This is a genomic window from Tepidimonas ignava (assembly GCF_004342625.1).
Classification (GTDB): domain Bacteria; phylum Pseudomonadota; class Gammaproteobacteria; order Burkholderiales; family Burkholderiaceae_C; genus Tepidimonas; species Tepidimonas ignava.
The window spans coordinates 22,916-38,431 of sequence record NZ_SMAH01000016.1; the positions used below are offsets into that span (position 1 = coordinate 22,916).

Here is a 15,516-nt window from a genome sequence, read left to right on the forward strand (position 1 = left end):
TGCCTCACGCCGCCAGGCCGAGCCGCTGCATCCAGTAGCGCAGCTTGGCCAGTGTCCAGCCCAGCTCGCGCGCGGTGCGTGATTGGTTCCAGCGGTTGCGCTGCAGCCGGGCCTCCAGCTCGGCGCGGGTCAGCGGGGCGTCGTCGTGGTCGGCCGGGATCTCGGCGTCGCCGTGGGCGGCGGCATCCAGCGCCAGCGCCTCGGCGTCCAGCGTCGGGCCGGGGTGCAGGGCCAGCGCGCGCTCCAGCAGGTTTTCCAGCTCGCGCACGTTGCCAGGGAACGGGTGGCGACGCAGCCGCGCCAGCGCCGCTTCGGTCAGGCGGGGCGGGGCGGGTAGGCGTTCGCGCTGCGCCAACCGTTGCAGGATGGCCACGGCGATGGCGGGCAGGTCGTCGGGGTGCTCGCGCAGCGCCGGGGCGTGGATCGGGATGACGTTGAGGCGGTAGTACAGGTCATGGCGGAACTGGCCCGCCTGAACGAGCTGCGCCAGCGCTTTGTGGGTGGCGCTGACAATGCGCACGTCCACCGGCTCCTCCGCCACGGCCCCCACAGGGCGCACGGCGCGTTCCTGCAGCGCGCGCAGCAGCTTGACCTGCATCGGCAGTGGCAGGTCGGCGACTTCGTCGAGGAACAGCGTGCCACCATGCGCGGCCTGGAACAGCCCGACGCGGTCGGCGCTGGCGCCGGTGAAGGCGCCGCGCTTGTGGCCAAACAGCTCGGACTCCAGCAGATCCGGTGGAATGGCGCCGCAGTTGACGGCCACAAACGGCCCGCTGGCACGGTGGCTGCACGCGTGCAGGGCGCGCGCGATCAGCTCTTTGCCGGTGCCGGATTCGCCGCTGATCAACACGGGCGCCATCGTGCGCGCCACGCGCTGCACCGTGGCGCGCACGGCTTGCATGGCCTCGGAGTCGCCCACCAGTTGTTGCAGGGCGTCGTTGTGGCTTGGGTCGGGGGCGGCCAGCGCCGGCGTGGGCGAAGGTGCGGCGCTGGCTTGCAGCGCGGCCACCACCGCCTGCCGCAGCCGGGCCGGGGACACCGGTTTGGTCAGGTAGTCGAAGGCGCCGGCCTTGAGGGCCTGCACCGCGTTGTCGGCCGATCCGTAGGCCGTGACCACGATCGCCCGCTCGGGCCGCCCGGCGCGGGCCAGCTCCTGCAGCAGTTCCAATCCGCTGCCGTCGGGCAGCCGCATGTCGATGATCAACACGCTGTAGCGCTGCGCTTGCAGGCATTGGCGCGCGTGCGCCACGTCCGAGGCCTGGTCCACCGCGGTGCCGACCTTGGCCAGCGTCAGCGCGTAGAGCTGGCGCAGGTCGGGCTCGTCTTCGACGATCAGCACGGCGGGCGCGTTCATGGCTCGGACGGTGTGGACAGCGGCACGCTCACCACGAAGGCGTTGCCGGCGCGGCCGGCGCGGGTGGCCACGTCGTGGTGCAGGCTGGCATGATAGCGTTGGCACAGCTCACGCGACAAAAACAGCCCCAGCCCGCTGGAGCGGCTGTGCGCGCTGGCAAAGGGCTCGAACAGGTGGTCACGCAACGGCGCCCCGATGGGCGGGCTGTCGCTCCACACGCTCAGGTGGGCGTGGTGGGCGTCGCTGTGCGTTTCCACCCGGATGGCGCCAGGGGACGCGCTGGCGTGCCGGTCGGCGTTGTCCAGCAGGTTGACCAGCACGCGGCGCAGATGTTCGGGGTCGAAGCGCACCTGCGCCGATGGCGCTGCGAGCGACGTTTGCAGCCGCGCGCCTTGGGGCCGCTGCGCCAGCCAATCGCGCAGCACCGCGTCGACGAAGGGGTCCAGCGCCAGCACGCCGGCAGGCCCTGTCACGGCGTCCGACCACGGGTTGCGGGCCGCTTCCAGCACATCGTCCACCGTGCGCGCCAGCCGCCGCACGTTTTGCTCGATCAAGGTGAGCAAGCGGCGCTGGGCGGCGCTGGGGTCATCCTCCTGCAGCAAGGCGCTGGCCTGCGCGATGGCCGCCAGGGGGTTGCGGATTTCGTGCGCCACGGCGGCCGAAACCCGGCCCATCGCGGCCAGCTTTTCGGTGTGGATGCGCTGCTCGAGCGCGTGCAGGTCTTGCAGCAGCAGCACCTCGGCCACCAAGCCTGGGCCGAGGTCGGCAAGGCGGGGCTGCACCCGCACCCGGCGCTGGCGCCCGTCGGGCAAGGGCAGGGTCAGGTCGTGGGTTCCGGTTGGGTGGGGCTGGGTGGTCAGCCAGTGCGCCAACGCCTGCCAGGCCGGCGTGCCGCCCACCGCTGCGACGAGAGCCTCGGGGTCGTCCGGCGCCGCGACCAACTCGTCGCCCACCCCCAGCATGCGGGCGGCGGCCGGGTTGACGTAGCGGGGGTGCCCCGCGCCGTCGGTGACGACGATGCCCTCTTGCAGGCCGCGCGCGATCAGGCGGTTGACCTCGGTTTGCAGCCGGGCCCGAGCCTCGCCGTGGCGGGCCGCGGCCGCTTCGGCCGCCAGGCGGGTGGTCAGGTGCGCGGCCAGCAGCGCCACCGCGAACAGCCCCGTGCCGGTCACGCCCGCTTGCAGCCAGGCCGCGCCGCCCAGCGTGTCGACGGCCGCTGCCCGGCCCAACAGCACCAGGGTGCCGGCGGCGGCCGCGCCCAGCGCCAGCCGCGGCGGCCCCAGCACCGCCGCCAGCAACACCGGCCACACGAACAGCGGGGTGAAGTTGAGCCCCCCGGGGGCCAGCACCTCCAGCGCGGCGAACACCGCCAGGTCGGCCCATACCGTCAACAACCACAGCGGCGACCACACCCCCGCGGTGTGGGCGGGCGGGCCGAGCGCCAAGCCCACCACCGTCCAGACCACGAACAGCGCGTTGAGCGCCAGCACCCACGCTGTGGTCTGTCCGTGGTACCAGCCCACGCTCTCCAGGGCCAGCAGGCCCAGCGCCAGCAGCACGCGCACCCACAGCAACAGACGCCACAGGCGCACCGGCGGCGCGGCGGCATCGCGCGCGCCGGGCAGGGGCCACGACGGCCCCAACCCTGCGCGGGCGGGGTCATCCTTCGGCCAGGCGTCGGTGCTCATCGCTGCAGTACGGGCCAAGCGCGCCGCGCACGGCGTCGCTGGCGGGCACGTGGGTGCCGCAATGGCGGCAGCGCAGCATCGGCTCGGGCAGGTGTGAGGGGGTGGCCGGCGCCTTGCCAGGGGTGGGCCTGGGTGGGCGGGGTACCCGCTGCTGGCGCCACCAGGCCCAGCCCAGCACCACCACCGCGATCACCAGCAGCCACTTCAACAACCCCTGCATGGCGCCCTTTCAGACCGCGCCGCGGCGCAGGATCACTTCCAGCACGAAGTGCGAACCGACGTAGCCCAGCAGCAGCAGCGCGCCGGCCGCATACAGCATGCGCACCGCCAAGCGGCCACGCCAACCCCAGCGCCAGCGCCCCCACAGCAGCACCGCCAGCACCACCCACGACAGCACCGTGAAGACGGTTTTGTGCGTGATCCAGCGTGCGGCGGTGCCGAGTTGCTCGGCAAAGACCCACCCCGCCAACAGCGTCAGCGTCAACAGCGCGAACGCCGCTGCGACGAAGCGAAACGTCAGCCGCTCCAGCGCCAGCAGCGGCAGCGCCGTGGGCTGCACCCCCCCGGCGCGGATGCTGGCCTCGGTGCGCTGCATCATCCAGCCGTGCGCCACCGCCGCGCCCAGCAGTCCGTACGAGGCAAACCCCAGCGACCAATGCAGGGGCAGCCAGGGCGACGGCAAGGCTGGCACCACCGTGCCGGGAAACAGCAGCGCCAGCAACACCGCGGGCGCGCCCAGCAGCGCCAGCGGCCAGCGCACGCCCATCTGGGGGTACAGCCGCGTTTCCACCGCGTACACCGCCAGCACCAGCCACGCCGTCACCGACAGCGTCGGGGCAAAACCAAAGCGCACCGGCGGGACGGCAAACCCCGTGGCCAGCGCCAGCGCGTGCAGCGCCAGCGTGGCCCACAGCAGCATGTCCAACCCACGCCCTGCCGCGCGCCGCGCCCAGGCGGCCAGCGCGGCGTAACCCACCGCGGCGCCCAGCGCGGGCATCACCATCCACCAGGGGCTCGCCGATACAATCATCCGTCTAGTGTAACGAAGCCCCGCCATGGCATCCGCCCTCACCGAAAAATTGTCGCGCCTGGTCAAAGAACTGCGCGGCCAGGCCCGTATCACCGAAAGCAACGTGCAGGACATGCTGCGCGAGGTGCGCATGGCGCTGCTGGAGGCCGATGTGGCCTTGCCGGTGGTGCGCGACTTCATCGCCCGTGTCAAGGACAAGGCCTTGGGGCAGGAGGTGGTGGGGTCGCTCACGCCGGGGCAGGCGCTGGTGGGCATCATCCACCGCGAGCTGGCCGCGACGATGGGCGCGGGCGTGGCCGACCTCAACCTGGCCGTGCAGCCGCCCGCGGTGATCCTGATGGCCGGCTTGCAGGGCGCGGGCAAGACCACCACCACCGCCAAGCTCGCCAAGTGGCTGATCGAGCGGCGCAAGAAAAAGGTGCTGACCGTCAGCACCGACGTGTACCGGCCGGCGGCCATCGAGCAGCTCAAGACCGTGACGCGCCAAGCCGGGGCCGAGTGGTTTGCCAGTACGCCGCAGCAGTCGCCGCTGGACATCGCGCGCGCGGCGCTGGACCACGCGCGCCGGCACTACTTCGACGTGCTGCTGGTGGACACGGCGGGGCGGCTGGCCATCGACGAGGCCATGATGCGCGAGATCCAGGCGCTGCACGCCGAGCTCAAGCCGGCGGAGACGCTGTTCGTCGTCGATGCGATGCAGGGCCAGGACGCGGTCAACACCGCGCGCGCGTTCAAGGAGGCGCTGCCGCTGACGGGCATCGTGCTGACCAAGCTGGACGGTGACTCGCGCGGCGGCGCGGCGCTGTCGGTGCGGGCCATCACCGGCGCGCCGATCAAGTTCGCCGGCGTCAGCGAAAAAATCGACGGCCTGGAGCTGTTCGACGCCGAGCGCCACGCCGGGCGTGTGCTGGGCATGGGCGACATCGTGGCGCTGGTGGAGCAGGTGACCGCCGGCGTGGACCTGCAGCAGGCGCAAAAGCTGGCGGCCAAGGTCAAAAGCGGCGGCTTCGACCTGGAGGACTTTCTCGAGCAGATCCGGCAGATGAAGAAAATGGGCGGACTGTCCAGCCTGCTGGACAAGCTGCCCACGCAACTGGCGGCCAAAGCGGGCGAGGCCGACTTGTCCCGCGCCGAAAAAGACATCCGCCGCAAAGAGGGCATCATCTGCGCGATGACCCCTGAGGAGCGGCGCCACCCCGAGATCATCAAGGCCAGCCGCAAGCGCCGCATCGCCGCCGGCGCCGGGGTGCAGGTGCAGGAGGTCAACCGCCTGCTCAAGGAGTTTGAGCAGATGCAGGCGATGATGAAGAAGATGAAAGGCGGCGGCCTGATGAAAATGATGAAGCGTCTGGGCGGGATGAAAGGGCTGGGTGGCTTGCCGGGCTTGCCCGGGCGCTGACGCGCCGCCACCCGCGGGGTGCGGTCTTGATCCATCGCAAGCGCCTTGGGGCCCCGCGCCGGTAGAGTAGGGTGCCGTGATGGTGCTGGAGCTTGCCTTGACCGTGCTGGCCGTGGCCGCCGCGCTGGCCGTGCGGCCATGGCGGATGCTGCGCGGGCCGCTGTTGTCGCCCGCGTTGGCGGCGCTGGCGGTGTTGCCGTGGCTGTGGCTGCTGCCGCAAAAATTGCCCGCCGGCATGGCGGTGCAGTTCTCCGGGGCCAGCTTGCTGGTGCTGATGCTGGGCTGGCCGCTGGCCGTGCCCGTGCTGCTGGGCGTGGCGGCGCTGGTGTGGCTGCTGGGGCAGGCGCCGCTGCAGGCCGTGCTGTCGCAGTGGGTGTGGGTGGGGTTGGTGCCGGCGACGCTGGCGCTGGCCATCGGCTGGGCGCTGCGGCGCTGGTTGCCCCCCAATGTGTTCATCTACACGCTGGGGCGGGGCTTTTTCGGCACCGCCGCCGCGCTGTTTGCCTCTGGCGCGTTGTACGAAGGCATCCACCACCTGATGGGTGGGGTCACGCTGCACGAAGCGCTGGTGGCGCGCTGGCTGATGGCGTGGGGCGACGCGTTTCTGACCGGCTTGTTCGCCGCCGTGTTCGTCGCCTTCGCCCCGCAGTGGCTGGCCACCTGGTCGGACGAGCGCTACCTGCGCCCACCGCCCAAGGCGTAAGCCGGGACGAGGCGTCGCACGCACCTCGATCGTGCCAGAATAGGGGCCGTGGACCCTGCCGTGCAGCGAATCGACCCCCGCGATCGTGAGGAGATCGTGCGCATCCTGGCGCCGTTGGCGCAGCGCCACCAAGCGATCGTGTACCTGTTCGGTTCGCGGGCGCGAGGGGATGCGCGCCGAACGTCCGACATCGACTTGGCGGTGCGCGCGGCAATGCCGATTCCTGCCGATACCTTGGCCGAGGCTAAGCAGGCGCTGGAAGACTCCCGTGTACCGTTTCGTGTCGACCTGGTCGACTACGAGACGGCTGCGAGCGAGTTGCGCCAGGCAATCGATGCTGAGGGGGTCGCGTGGATCGGCTGAAGCAACGTTTGGCGGTGGCCCGCCGCGCCTGGGCGTCGTTGCAGGCATTGGCTGGCGAGCCATTCTCAACCGTGGTGAGAGACGCCTCCATCCAGCGGTTCGAATACACCTTCGAAGCGGTGTGGAAGGCGGCGCAGCTGGTGTTGCGTGAGCGCTATGGCGTGGAGCTGGCCTCGCCTAAACCGGTCATCCGCGCCTCCATGGAAAACGGCTTGCTGACGGAGGAGCAGGCCCGAACGGCGTTGGCGATGACGGATCATCGCAACTTGACCTCGCACACCTACAACGAGGCGGTGGCCGATGCCATTTTTGGTGCGCTGGGAACCTACCGGGAGCTGATGCGGGTGTGGCTCGATCAGCTTGAGCGCTCGTAAGTGACGAAGGCAAACGGCAGCCCCGTGGCGCTGACGTGCGCTTCGCGCGCCGTCTCGCGCCACGCGGGTCCCAGGGTCGGCGCGTAGGCGTCGCCGTCGAAGGCATGACCGATTTCGGTGACCACGGCGCGCTGCGCCAGCGGCTCGGCCTGGGCGTACACCTGCGCGCCACCGATCACCCACACCTCGGCGGGGGGGCGGCCGTGCTGGTCGCGCAGTGTGCGGCAGTGGGCCAGCGCGGCTTCCAGGCTGGCCACCGGCACCGCTCCGGCGGCGCGCAGCTCGGCCGCCCGTACCTCGTCGCGGGTCAGCACCAGGTTGACGCGCCCCGGCAGTGGCCGAAAGCGCGGCGGCAGCGAGTCCCACGTCGTGCGGCCCATGATGACCGGGCAGCCCTGCGTCAGCCGCCGAAAGTGCGCCAAGTCCTCCGGCAGGTGCCAGGGCATGGCGGGCCGGCCGTCGCGGGTGCAGCCGATGACGCCGTTGGCCGCGCGGGCGTAAATCAGGTTCAAACGCATGGGGCGAGCATAACGCGCCGGCCAACCCCGGCCGTAAAATGCAAGCTTTTGCCAGCCTCACCCTTGAGCCCGAGCGCAACATGACCCAAGCCGTCGACCGTCCGACGTTTTCCGTGGCCGACATCCGGCGCACGTTTTTGGATTTCTTTGCCCAGCGCGGCCACACGGTGGTGCCCTCCAGCCCGCTGGTGCCGGCCAACGACCCGACGTTGATGTTCACCAACTCGGGCATGGTGCAGTTCAAGGACGTTTTCCTCGGCACCGACAAGCGCCCGTACGTGCGCGCAGCGTCGGTGCAGGCCTGCCTGCGCGCCGGTGGTAAGCACAACGACCTCGAAAACGTCGGCTACACGGCGCGCCACCACACGTTTTTCGAGATGCTGGGCAACTGGTCGTTTGGCGACTACTTCAAGCGCGAGAGCCTGAAGTGGGCCTGGGAGCTGTTGACCGAGGTGTTCAAGCTGCCGCCCGAGCGGCTGTGGGCCACCGTGTACCACGAGGACGACGAGGCCTACGACATCTGGACCAAGGAGATCGGCCTGCCCAGCGAGCGCGTGGTGCGCATCGGCGACAACAAAGGCGGCAAGTACCAGTCGGACAACTTCTGGATGATGGCCGACACCGGCCCCTGCGGCCCGTGCTCGGAGATCTTCTACGACCACGGCCCCGAGGTGCCTGGCGGCCCACCGGGCAGCCCTGATGCCGACGGCGACCGTTACATCGAGATCTGGAACAACGTGTTCATGCAGTTTGACATGCAGCCCGACGGCTCGGTGCGGCCGTTGCCGGCGCCTTGCGTGGACACGGGCATGGGGCTGGAGCGCATCGCCGCCATTTTGCAGGGCGTGCACAGCAACTACGACATCGACCTGTTTAGGGCCTTGATTGCCGCGGCGGCGCGCGAAACCGGGGCCACCGACCTGGCCAGCCCCAGCCTGCGCGTCATCGCCGACCACATCCGCGCCACCGCCTTTTTGGTGGCCGACGGCGTCATCCCCAGCAACGAAGGCCGCGGCTACGTGCAGCGGCGCATCATTCGCCGGGCCATCCGCCACGGCTACAAGCTCGGGCGCAAGGCGCCGTTTTTCCACCGGCTGGTGCCGGACCTGGTGGCCCAGATGGGCCAGGCGTACCCCCACCTGGCCGCGAGCGCCGAGCGCGTCACCGAGGTGCTCAAGGCCGAAGAGGAGCGCTTTTACGAAACGCTGGAACACGGCATGGAGATTCTGGACGCCGCGCTGGCCGGCGGCCAGACCACGCTGCCGGGCGAGGTGGCGTTCAAGCTGCACGACACCTACGGCTTTCCGTTGGACCTGACCAACGACGTTTGCCGCGAGCGCGGCGTCGCGGTGGATGTGGCCGGCTTCGAGGCAGCGATGCAGCGGCAAAAGGAGCAGGCGCGCGCCGCCGGCAAGTTCAAGATGGAGCGCGTGCTCGACTACGGCGGGCCGGACAACCGCTTCGTGGGCTACGAGCACCTGCAGGCCCAGGCCAAGGTGGTGGCGCTGTACCACGAGGGCACGCCGGTGGCTGAGCTCAAGGCCGGGCAGGCCGGCATCGTCGTGCTGGACGAGACGCCGTTTTACGCCGAAAGCGGTGGCCAGGTCGGCGACCGTGGGGTGCTGCAAGCCGGCTCGGCGCGCTTTGAGGTGCACGACACGCAAAAAATCAAAGCCCATGTGCACGGCCACCATGGCGTGGTGGCCGAAGGCGTCATCGCGGTGGGCGACCACGTCACGGCCCAGGTGGATGGTGCGCGCCGCGCCGCCACGATGCGCAACCACTCGGCCACCCACCTGATGCACAAGGCCTTGCGCGAGGTGCTGGGGGAGCACGTGCAGCAAAAAGGCTCGCTCGTGGACGACGAGCGCACGCGCTTTGACTTCTCGCACAACGCCCCGCTGACGCCGCAGCAGGTGCAGGCGATCGAAGCCAAGGTCAACGCCGAAATCCTGGCCAACACCCCCACGCAGGCGCGCGTGATGCCGCTGGACGAGGCCCGCGCCGCCGGCGCGATGATGTTGTTTGGCGAAAAGTACGGCGACACTGTGCGCGTGCTGGACATCGGCTCCAGCCGCGAGCTGTGCGGCGGCACCCACGTGGCGCGCACCGGTGACATCGGGCTGTTCAAGATCGTCGCCGAAGGCGGCGTGGCGGCCGGCATCCGGCGCGTCGAAGCCGTCACCGGCACCGGGGCGCTGGCGTACCTGCAGCGGCTGGAGCAGCAGGTGCAGGCGGCCGCGGGCGTGCTCAAGGCCCCGGCCGAGGAGTTGGTGGCGCGCATCGAGCAGACCCAGCAGCGCGTGCGCGAGCTGGAAAAAGACCTCGACACGCTCAAGGCGCGGCTGGCCACGGCGCAAGCCGATGGGTTGGCCGCTCAGGCCGTGGCGGTGGGCGACGTGCAGGTGCTGGCCACGCGGCTGGACGGCGCCGACGCCAAGACCCTGCGCGAAGCGGTGGACAAGCTCAAAGCCCGCCTCAAGCGCGCCGTGGTGGTGCTGGCCAGCGTGGAGGGCACCAAGGTGCAGCTGTGCGCGGGGGTGACGCCCGATCTGGTGGCGCAGGGCCTCAAGGCCGGCGAGCTGGTCGGCGCCGTGGCCCAGCAGGTGGGGGGCAAAGGCGGCGGCAAGCCCGACCTGGCGATGGCCGGCGGCACCGACGCCGCCCGTGTGCCGGCCGCCCTGGGCAGCGTGCGCGACTGGGTGGCGCAGCGGGTGTGAGGGGCGCCTCAGGCGCCCGCCGCGGCAGCGGTGTCCGGCTCGTCCGGCGGGTGGGCGCGCACGTGCTCCACAAAGCGCTGGGCGGCCAGCGACAGGCGCCGGTCGCTGCGCCACACCAGCAGCCAGCGCCGCTCGATCGGGAAGCCCACCACCGGCAACAGCGCCACGCCGTCGTGCGCCGGGTCGGCCGCCAGCGCGTGGCGTGACACCACCGCCAACCCCAGCCCGGCGGCCACCGCGTGCTTGATCGCCTCGTTGCTGCCCAGCGTGGCGCGCACCGTGGGGGTCAGCCCGTGCGTGTGCAGGTAGGCTTCGGTGGCCAGCCGGGTGCCCGAGCCGGGCTCGCGCATCAGCAGCGCTTGCCCGTTGAGGGCGGTGCGCGCCACGCGGCGCGCGCCGGCCCACGGGTGGCCCGCCGGGCCGATCAGCACCAGGGGGTTGCGCATCAACGGAACCCGGTGCAAGGGCAGGTTGTCCGGCGGCATCATCATCACGGCCAGCTCGATCTCGTCTTGCTGCAGGCGGCGCACCACGGCGTCGCGGTTGTCCACCGCGAGCTCGATGTCGATGCCGGGGTGGCTGTCGGTGTAGCGGCGCAGCCAGCGCGCGATGAAGTATTCGGTCGTCGTCACGCCTGCGATGCGCAGCCGCCCGCGCTCCAGACCGTGCAGCGCCTGCAGGTCCTCTTCGAAGCGCTGCCAGCGCGCGAACATGTCCAGCGCCGTGGCGCGCAGCAGTTGCGCGGCCTCGGTGGGGCGGATGCCGCGCCCCACCGGCTCGACCAGGGCGGTGTCCAGCGCGCTTTGCAGCTCGTGGATCTGCGCCGACACGGTGGGCTGGGTCAGGTGCAGCTCGGCCGCGGCCCGGGTGATGGAGCCCAGCCGAACCACCGCCTCCAGCGTGCGAAGTTGATGAAAGGTGACGCGCGGCGGACGGATCTTATTCATTGACTAAGTACGATGTAAACAATCAGAAATGATGATTTGAAATCGATGCCATGATCGGCCAAACTGCGCCCATCGTCAACCCCGACAAGGTTCGAAGATGAGCGAACTCACCCCCATCACCGTCGCGCGCGGCGACGGCATCGGCCCCGAGATCATGGACGCCACGCTGCGCGTGCTGCAGGCCGCAGGCGCGCGCATCGCGCCGGAGTTCATCGAGATCGGCGAGCAGCAGTACCGGGCCGGCCACAGCTCGGGCATCGCGCCCGAGGCGTGGGACAGCCTGCGGCGCACCAAGGTGTTCCTCAAGGCCCCGATCACCACGCCGCAGGGCGGCGGCTTCAAAAGCCTCAACGTCACCATCCGCAAGACGCTGGGCCTGTACGCCAACGTGCGTCCGTGCGTCAGCTACGCGCCCTTCGTGCGCACGCTGCACCCCAAGATGAACCTGGTCATCGTGCGCGAAAACGAGGAGGACCTCTACGCCGGCATCGAGCACCGCCAGACCGACGAGGTGTTCCAGTGCCTCAAGCTCATCACCCGCCCGGGCTGCGAAAAAATCGTGCGCTACGCGTTCGAGTACGCGCGCCGCCATGGCCGCAAGAAGGTCACCTGCATGACCAAAGACAACATCATGAAGATGACCGATGGGCTGTTCCATCGCGTCTTCGACGAGATCGCGCCGCAGTACCCGGAGATCGAGACCGAGCACCTGATCATCGACATCGGCGCGGCGCGGCTGGCCACGCGGCCGGAGCGCTTCGACGTCATCGTCACGCCCAACCTGTACGGCGACATTCTGTCGGACATCGCGGCGGAACTGACCGGCTCGGTGGGGCTGGCGCCCAGCGCCAACATCGGCGACCACGTGGCGATGTTCGAAGCCATCCACGGCAGCGCCCCCGACATCGCCGGCAAGGGCATCGCCAACCCCTCGGGCCTGCTGCTGGCGGCGGTGCTGATGCTGGTGCACATCGGCCAGCCGGCGGTGGCCGAAACCATCCACAACGCCTGGCTGCGCACCATCGAAGACGGCGTGCACACGGCCGAGCTGCACGGCTCGCTCAGCATTGGCCGGCCGTTTGGCAGCATGGACTTTGCCGATGCGGTGATCGAGCGGCTGGGCCAGCGGCCCGAGCAACTGGCCCCCGTGCGCTACGCGTGGGCCGATGCGGCGGGGTCGGCCCCGGCCGCGGCGGCGGCGATCCCGGTGGCGCTGCCGCGTCGCGCGCCAGCGGTCAAGGGGCTGGTCGGGGTGGACGTGTTTGTGCACGCCGCCGGTGTCAGCGCCGACTTTGTCGCGGGGCAGCTCAGCGCGTTGGTGACGCCGCCCTTCACCTTGCAGATGATCACCAACCGTGGCGTCAAGGTCTGGCCCGGCGGTTTCCCCGAAACCTTCTGCACCGACCACTGGCGCTGCCGCTTCGTCGCGCCGCAGGGGCAAACGGTGACCCACGCCGACATCATCGGTTTGCTGCACGCGCTCACCGCGCGTGGCGTCGACGTGATCAAGACGGAAAACCTGTGCACGTTCGACGGTGAGCGCGGCTACGCGCTCGGTCAAGGGCAGTAGTCCAGCCGGCGTTGGCTGGTGAACGTGCGGCGCTGGCCGGTGATGGGGTCGTCGAACGCGATGGCCCGGGCCAGCAACTGCAGCGGCTGGTTGTGGTCGGGCAGGTCGTTCGGCCCCAGCCGCACCGTGGGGTACAGCGGGTCGCCGACGATGGGCAAGCCCAGCGCCGCCATGTGCACGCGCAACTGGTGACGCTTGCCGGTCACGGGCCGCAGCCGGTAGTGGGCCAGCTCGCCGCGCGCACCCAGCCGCTGCAGCGGCTCGATCCAGGTTTCGCTGTTGGGCGCCAGTCCCTCGTCCGGCGCGGCCTCGCGCATCCGGTAAAACGCGGTCTCGTCTTCGCGCAGGTGGCTCACGCGCCGCTGCGGCCAGACCAGGTCGCCGCGCCACGGCGCGATGGCCTCGTAGGTCTTGTCCACCCGGCGCTCGCGGAACAGCCGCTGGTACGCGTCGCGCTCGGCGGCGCGCACGCTGAACACCACCAACCCCGCCGTTTCGCGGTCGATGCGGTGCAGCGGGCTCAGCTCGGGCAAACCCAGGGTGTTTTTGAGGCGCACCAGCAGCGTTTCGCGCACGTGGCGGCCACCAGGGGTGACCGGCAGAAAGTGCGGCTTGTCCACCACCAGCAGGTGTTCGTCGCGCAACAGCACCGTCGCCTCGAACGGGATCGGGGGCTCGTCGGGCACGTCACGCCAGTAGTAGATGCGCTGGCCATGCAGGTAGGGGGTGTGTTCGTCCAGCGCGCGTCCGTGCTCGTCCAGCACTTGGCCGGCGCGCAGGCGGTCCAGCCAGACCTCGCGCGGCACCCGTGGCAGCCGCTCGGCCAGACAGTCCAACAACGTTGGCCATGGGCACTGGCGCAGGCGGGGCAGCGCCAGGCAGCTCGGGCTGAGCCCGTCGCGCAGGCCGATGGCGGGGTTTTTGGGCGGGCGGGCCATGCGGCAACGCACGCTCACCACGGGGCGCGGCCGGGCACGCGCGCGAGGATGCGCAGGTCCGCCCCCACCGGTTGCACCGACACAAAGGTCAACGGCCAGCCATCCTGCAGCCGCGCCAGCGGCCCCAGGGCGGCGATGGGCTCGCCCTGGCCCAGCAGGCGCGGCGCCAGGTACAGCAGCAGCTCATCCACCAACCCCGCGCGCCACCACGAGGCGTTGAGCTTGGCGCCGGCTTCCACGTGCAGCTCGTTGACCTCGCGCGTGGCCAGGTCGGTCAGCACCGCGGCCAGGTCCACCTTGGGCGGGCCGCCGGCGTGTTTGGGTGGGCCAGGCCGGTCGATCACCGTCACCCCCAGGTCGGTCAGCGCGGCGCGGCGCGCCATCTGCGCGGCTGTGGCCGTGGCGCCCACAGCCGTGTACACCACCACCGCGCCGGGCGGCTGCAGGATGCGCGCCGCGGGGTCGATCTCCAGTGCGGAGTCCAGCACCACCCGCAACGGCTGCCGCGCCGTGGGCACGAGCCGCACGTCCAGCCGTGGGTTGTCGCTGCGCACGGTGCCGATGCCGGTCAGCACGGCCCCTGCGCGGCGGCGCCAAGCGTGGCCGTCGGTGCGCGCGGCCTCGCCGGTGATCCACTGGCTGGTGCCGTCGGGCAGCGCCGTGGTGCCGTCCAACGACGCCGCCACCTTCATGCGCACCCAGGGGCGCTGGCGCACCATGCGGCTCCAAAAGCCGATGTTGAGCTCGCGCGTGGCCACCGCGGCGGGGTGGTCGGTGGGCAGCACCTCGACGGCCACGCCGGCTGCGCGCAGCCGCGCCACCCCTTGGCCGGCCACGCGCGGATTGGGGTCGATGGCGGCCACCACCACGCGCGCCACGCCGGCGGCGATCAGCGCGTCACAGCACGGCGGCGTGCGGCCGTGGTGGCTGCACGGCTCCAGCGTCACGTAGGCGGTGGCGCCACGCACGTCGGCGCCGGCGGCTTGGGCGGCGCGCAGCGCCATCACCTCGGCGTGGGCCTGGCCGGCGGCTTGGGTGTGGCCGTCGAAGCTGCGGCCGTCGGCCAGCACCAGCCGGCATGCCACGCGCGGGTTGGGGTCGGACAGGCCCACCGCGCGCTCGGCCAGCGCGGCCAGCTCCTGCCACACCACGGCTTCATTCATGGCGGCGCGCAAACACCAGGTCCCACACACCGTGCCCCAGCCGCAGGCCGCGCTGCTCGAATTTGGTCAGCGGCCGGTAGGCCGGTCGGGGCGCGTAGCCACCCAGCGCGGGGTCGGTGCTGGTGTTGGCCAGCCGCGGCTCGGCGCCGAGCACCTGCAGCATCTGCTCGGCGTAGGGCTGCCAGTCGGTGGCGCAGTGCACGTAGCCGCCGGGCTTGAGCCGGCTGGCCAGCAGCGCCACGAACGGGGGCTGGATCAGGCGCCGTTTGTGGTGGCGCTTTTTGTGCCAGGGGTCCGGGAAGAAGATGTGGACGCCGTCCAGCGACGCCGGCGGCAGCATGTGCTGCAGCACCTCCACGGCGTCGTGCTGGATGATGCGGATGTTGGTCAGCCCCAGCTCGCCGATGCGCTTGAGCAGCGCGCCCACGCCAGGCTCGTGCACCTCGCAGCCAATGAAGTCCACGTCGGGGCGGCCCAGCGCGATCTGCGCCGTGGTTTCCCCCATGCCAAAGCCGATTTCGAGCACCAGCGGTGCGCGGCGGCCAAACGCAGCCTGGGCGTCCAGCGGTTGCGCGGTGTAGGGCAGCACGAAGCGCGGCCCCAGCTCGGCCAGGGCTTTGGCTTGGCCGCTGGTGGTGCGGCCGGCGCGGCGCACGAAGCTGCGCACCGTCTTGGGATGGGGGACGTGGGCGGGTGTCGCGCTGGGCGGCACCTCGGAAGGTAGGGTCGAGGCGGTCATCGGTCGCGAT

General features: G+C 70.9%; 15 protein-coding genes. 6 read left to right on the forward strand and 9 right to left on the reverse strand.

Going from position 1 to position 15,516, the window contains the following annotated elements:
* Positions 1-4: 4 nt before the first annotated feature.
* The 4 genes from EDC36_RS11390 to EDC36_RS11405 are packed head-to-tail and all read right to left on the reverse strand — an operon-like array spanning position 5 to position 4,039.
* Positions 5-1,354 carry a sigma-54-dependent transcriptional regulator gene (locus EDC36_RS11390; RefSeq protein ID WP_132963387.1) on the reverse strand — a complete coding sequence of 450 codons (1,350 nt, stop codon included), beginning with the start codon at positions 1,352-1,354 and terminating at the stop codon, positions 5-7.
* Complete coding sequence (locus EDC36_RS11395) at positions 1,351-3,042, reverse strand: ATP-binding protein (RefSeq protein ID WP_132963388.1); 1,692 nt, start codon at positions 3,040-3,042, stop codon at positions 1,351-1,353. Before EDC36_RS11395 ends, EDC36_RS11390 begins: the two co-directional genes overlap by 4 nt.
* The gene (locus EDC36_RS11400) at positions 3,014-3,262 is read right to left on the reverse strand and encodes a PP0621 family protein (RefSeq protein WP_132963389.1); all 249 of its coding nucleotides are present in this window, start codon (positions 3,260-3,262) and stop codon (positions 3,014-3,016) included. The genes EDC36_RS11395 and EDC36_RS11400 overlap by 29 nt, the downstream gene beginning before the upstream one ends.
* A gap of 9 nt (positions 3,263-3,271) precedes the next feature.
* Positions 3,272-4,039 carry a cytochrome C assembly family protein gene (locus tag EDC36_RS11405; RefSeq protein WP_243646576.1) on the reverse strand — a complete coding sequence of 256 codons (768 nt, stop codon included), beginning with the start codon at positions 4,037-4,039 and terminating at the stop codon, positions 3,272-3,274.
* 58 nt (positions 4,040-4,097) lie between these two features.
* On the opposite strand from EDC36_RS11405, the gene ffh reads away from it, so the two are divergent.
* From ffh to EDC36_RS11425, 4 genes are all read left to right on the forward strand, one after another.
* Positions 4,098-5,471, forward strand: coding sequence for a signal recognition particle protein (gene ffh, locus EDC36_RS11410; protein WP_132963391.1), 1,374 nt, complete (start codon positions 4,098-4,100; stop codon positions 5,469-5,471).
* A gap of 79 nt (positions 5,472-5,550) precedes the next feature.
* Entirely contained in the window at positions 5,551-6,174 is a 624-nt protein-coding gene (locus tag EDC36_RS11415) for a hypothetical protein (protein WP_132963392.1), read from the forward strand.
* A 48-nt stretch (positions 6,175-6,222) separates the two neighbouring features.
* A complete protein-coding gene (locus EDC36_RS11420) occupies positions 6,223-6,537 on the forward strand; it encodes a nucleotidyltransferase family protein (RefSeq protein ID WP_165902863.1) in 315 nt (104 codons plus the stop codon).
* Positions 6,538-6,551: 14 nt separating this feature from the next.
* Complete coding sequence (locus tag EDC36_RS11425) at positions 6,552-6,911, forward strand: nucleotidyltransferase substrate binding protein (protein ID WP_207895077.1); 360 nt, start codon at positions 6,552-6,554, stop codon at positions 6,909-6,911.
* Here the strand turns inward: EDC36_RS11425 and EDC36_RS11430 are convergent.
* Positions 6,893-7,429, reverse strand: a complete 537-nt coding sequence (locus tag EDC36_RS11430; RefSeq protein ID WP_132963395.1) for a dihydrofolate reductase — start codon at positions 7,427-7,429, stop codon at positions 6,893-6,895. The genes EDC36_RS11425 and EDC36_RS11430 overlap by 19 nt on opposite strands.
* Before the next feature lie 80 nt (positions 7,430-7,509).
* Between EDC36_RS11430 and alaS the strand changes: the two genes are divergently transcribed.
* Positions 7,510-10,149, forward strand: coding sequence for an alanine--tRNA ligase (alaS, locus tag EDC36_RS11435; RefSeq protein ID WP_132963396.1), 2,640 nt, complete (start codon positions 7,510-7,512; stop codon positions 10,147-10,149).
* 8 nt (positions 10,150-10,157) lie between these two features.
* Here the strand turns inward: alaS and EDC36_RS11440 are convergent, their stop codons facing one another.
* Positions 10,158-11,096, reverse strand: a complete 939-nt coding sequence (locus tag EDC36_RS11440; RefSeq protein WP_132963397.1) for a LysR family transcriptional regulator — start codon at positions 11,094-11,096, stop codon at positions 10,158-10,160.
* A gap of 97 nt (positions 11,097-11,193) precedes the next feature.
* Between EDC36_RS11440 and EDC36_RS11445 the strand changes: the two genes are divergently transcribed.
* Positions 11,194-12,666 (forward strand): NADP-dependent isocitrate dehydrogenase, encoded by a 1,473-nt coding sequence (locus EDC36_RS11445; protein ID WP_132963398.1) that lies wholly within the window; start codon positions 11,194-11,196, stop codon positions 12,664-12,666.
* On the opposite strand, the gene EDC36_RS11450 is transcribed toward EDC36_RS11445, so the two are convergent.
* From EDC36_RS11450 to trmB, 3 genes are read right to left on the reverse strand one after another with little or no spacing between them, the layout of a single operon-like run.
* Entirely contained in the window at positions 12,654-13,604 is a 951-nt protein-coding gene (locus EDC36_RS11450; protein ID WP_132963399.1) for a pseudouridine synthase, read from the reverse strand. The genes EDC36_RS11445 and EDC36_RS11450 overlap by 13 nt on opposite strands.
* 14 nt (positions 13,605-13,618) lie before the next feature.
* Positions 13,619-14,767: a bifunctional diaminohydroxyphosphoribosylaminopyrimidine deaminase/5-amino-6-(5-phosphoribosylamino)uracil reductase RibD gene (ribD, locus tag EDC36_RS11455; RefSeq protein ID WP_132963400.1), complete on the reverse strand. Its 1,149-nt coding sequence runs from the start codon at positions 14,765-14,767 to the stop codon at positions 13,619-13,621.
* Positions 14,760-15,506, reverse strand: coding sequence for a tRNA (guanosine(46)-N7)-methyltransferase TrmB (gene trmB / locus EDC36_RS11460; RefSeq protein ID WP_132963401.1), 747 nt, complete (start codon positions 15,504-15,506; stop codon positions 14,760-14,762). Before trmB ends, ribD begins: the two co-directional genes overlap by 8 nt.
* Positions 15,507-15,516: the final 10 nt, after the last annotated feature.

What these genes read in the sequence shown, in the direction of transcription:
- EDC36_RS11390 (WP_132963387.1), bottom strand. Translation starts at nt 1,354, where the DNA reads ATGAACGCGCCCGCCGTGCTGATCGTCGAAGACGAGCCCGACCTGCGC.
- EDC36_RS11395 (WP_132963388.1), bottom strand. Translation starts at nt 3,042, where the DNA reads ATGAGCACCGACGCCTGGCCGAAGGATGACCCCGCCCGCGCAGGGTTG.
- EDC36_RS11400 (WP_132963389.1), bottom strand. Translation starts at nt 3,262, where the DNA reads ATGCAGGGGTTGTTGAAGTGGCTGCTGGTGATCGCGGTGGTGGTGCTG.
- EDC36_RS11405 (WP_243646576.1), bottom strand. Translation starts at nt 4,039, where the DNA reads ATGCCCGCGCTGGGCGCCGCGGTGGGTTACGCCGCGCTGGCCGCCTGG.
- ffh (WP_132963391.1), top strand. Translation starts at nt 4,098, where the DNA reads ATGGCATCCGCCCTCACCGAAAAATTGTCGCGCCTGGTCAAAGAACTG.
- EDC36_RS11415 (WP_132963392.1), top strand. Translation starts at nt 5,551, where the DNA reads ATGGTGCTGGAGCTTGCCTTGACCGTGCTGGCCGTGGCCGCCGCGCTG.
- EDC36_RS11430 (WP_132963395.1), bottom strand. Translation starts at nt 7,429, where the DNA reads ATGCGTTTGAACCTGATTTACGCCCGCGCGGCCAACGGCGTCATCGGC.
- alaS (WP_132963396.1), top strand. Translation starts at nt 7,510, where the DNA reads ATGACCCAAGCCGTCGACCGTCCGACGTTTTCCGTGGCCGACATCCGG.
- EDC36_RS11440 (WP_132963397.1), bottom strand. Translation starts at nt 11,096, where the DNA reads ATGAATAAGATCCGTCCGCCGCGCGTCACCTTTCATCAACTTCGCACG.
- EDC36_RS11445 (WP_132963398.1), top strand. Translation starts at nt 11,194, where the DNA reads ATGAGCGAACTCACCCCCATCACCGTCGCGCGCGGCGACGGCATCGGC.
- EDC36_RS11450 (WP_132963399.1), bottom strand. Translation starts at nt 13,604, where the DNA reads ATGGCCCGCCCGCCCAAAAACCCCGCCATCGGCCTGCGCGACGGGCTC.
- ribD (WP_132963400.1), bottom strand. Translation starts at nt 14,767, where the DNA reads ATGAATGAAGCCGTGGTGTGGCAGGAGCTGGCCGCGCTGGCCGAGCGC.
- trmB (WP_132963401.1), bottom strand. Translation starts at nt 15,506, where the DNA reads ATGACCGCCTCGACCCTACCTTCCGAGGTGCCGCCCAGCGCGACACCC.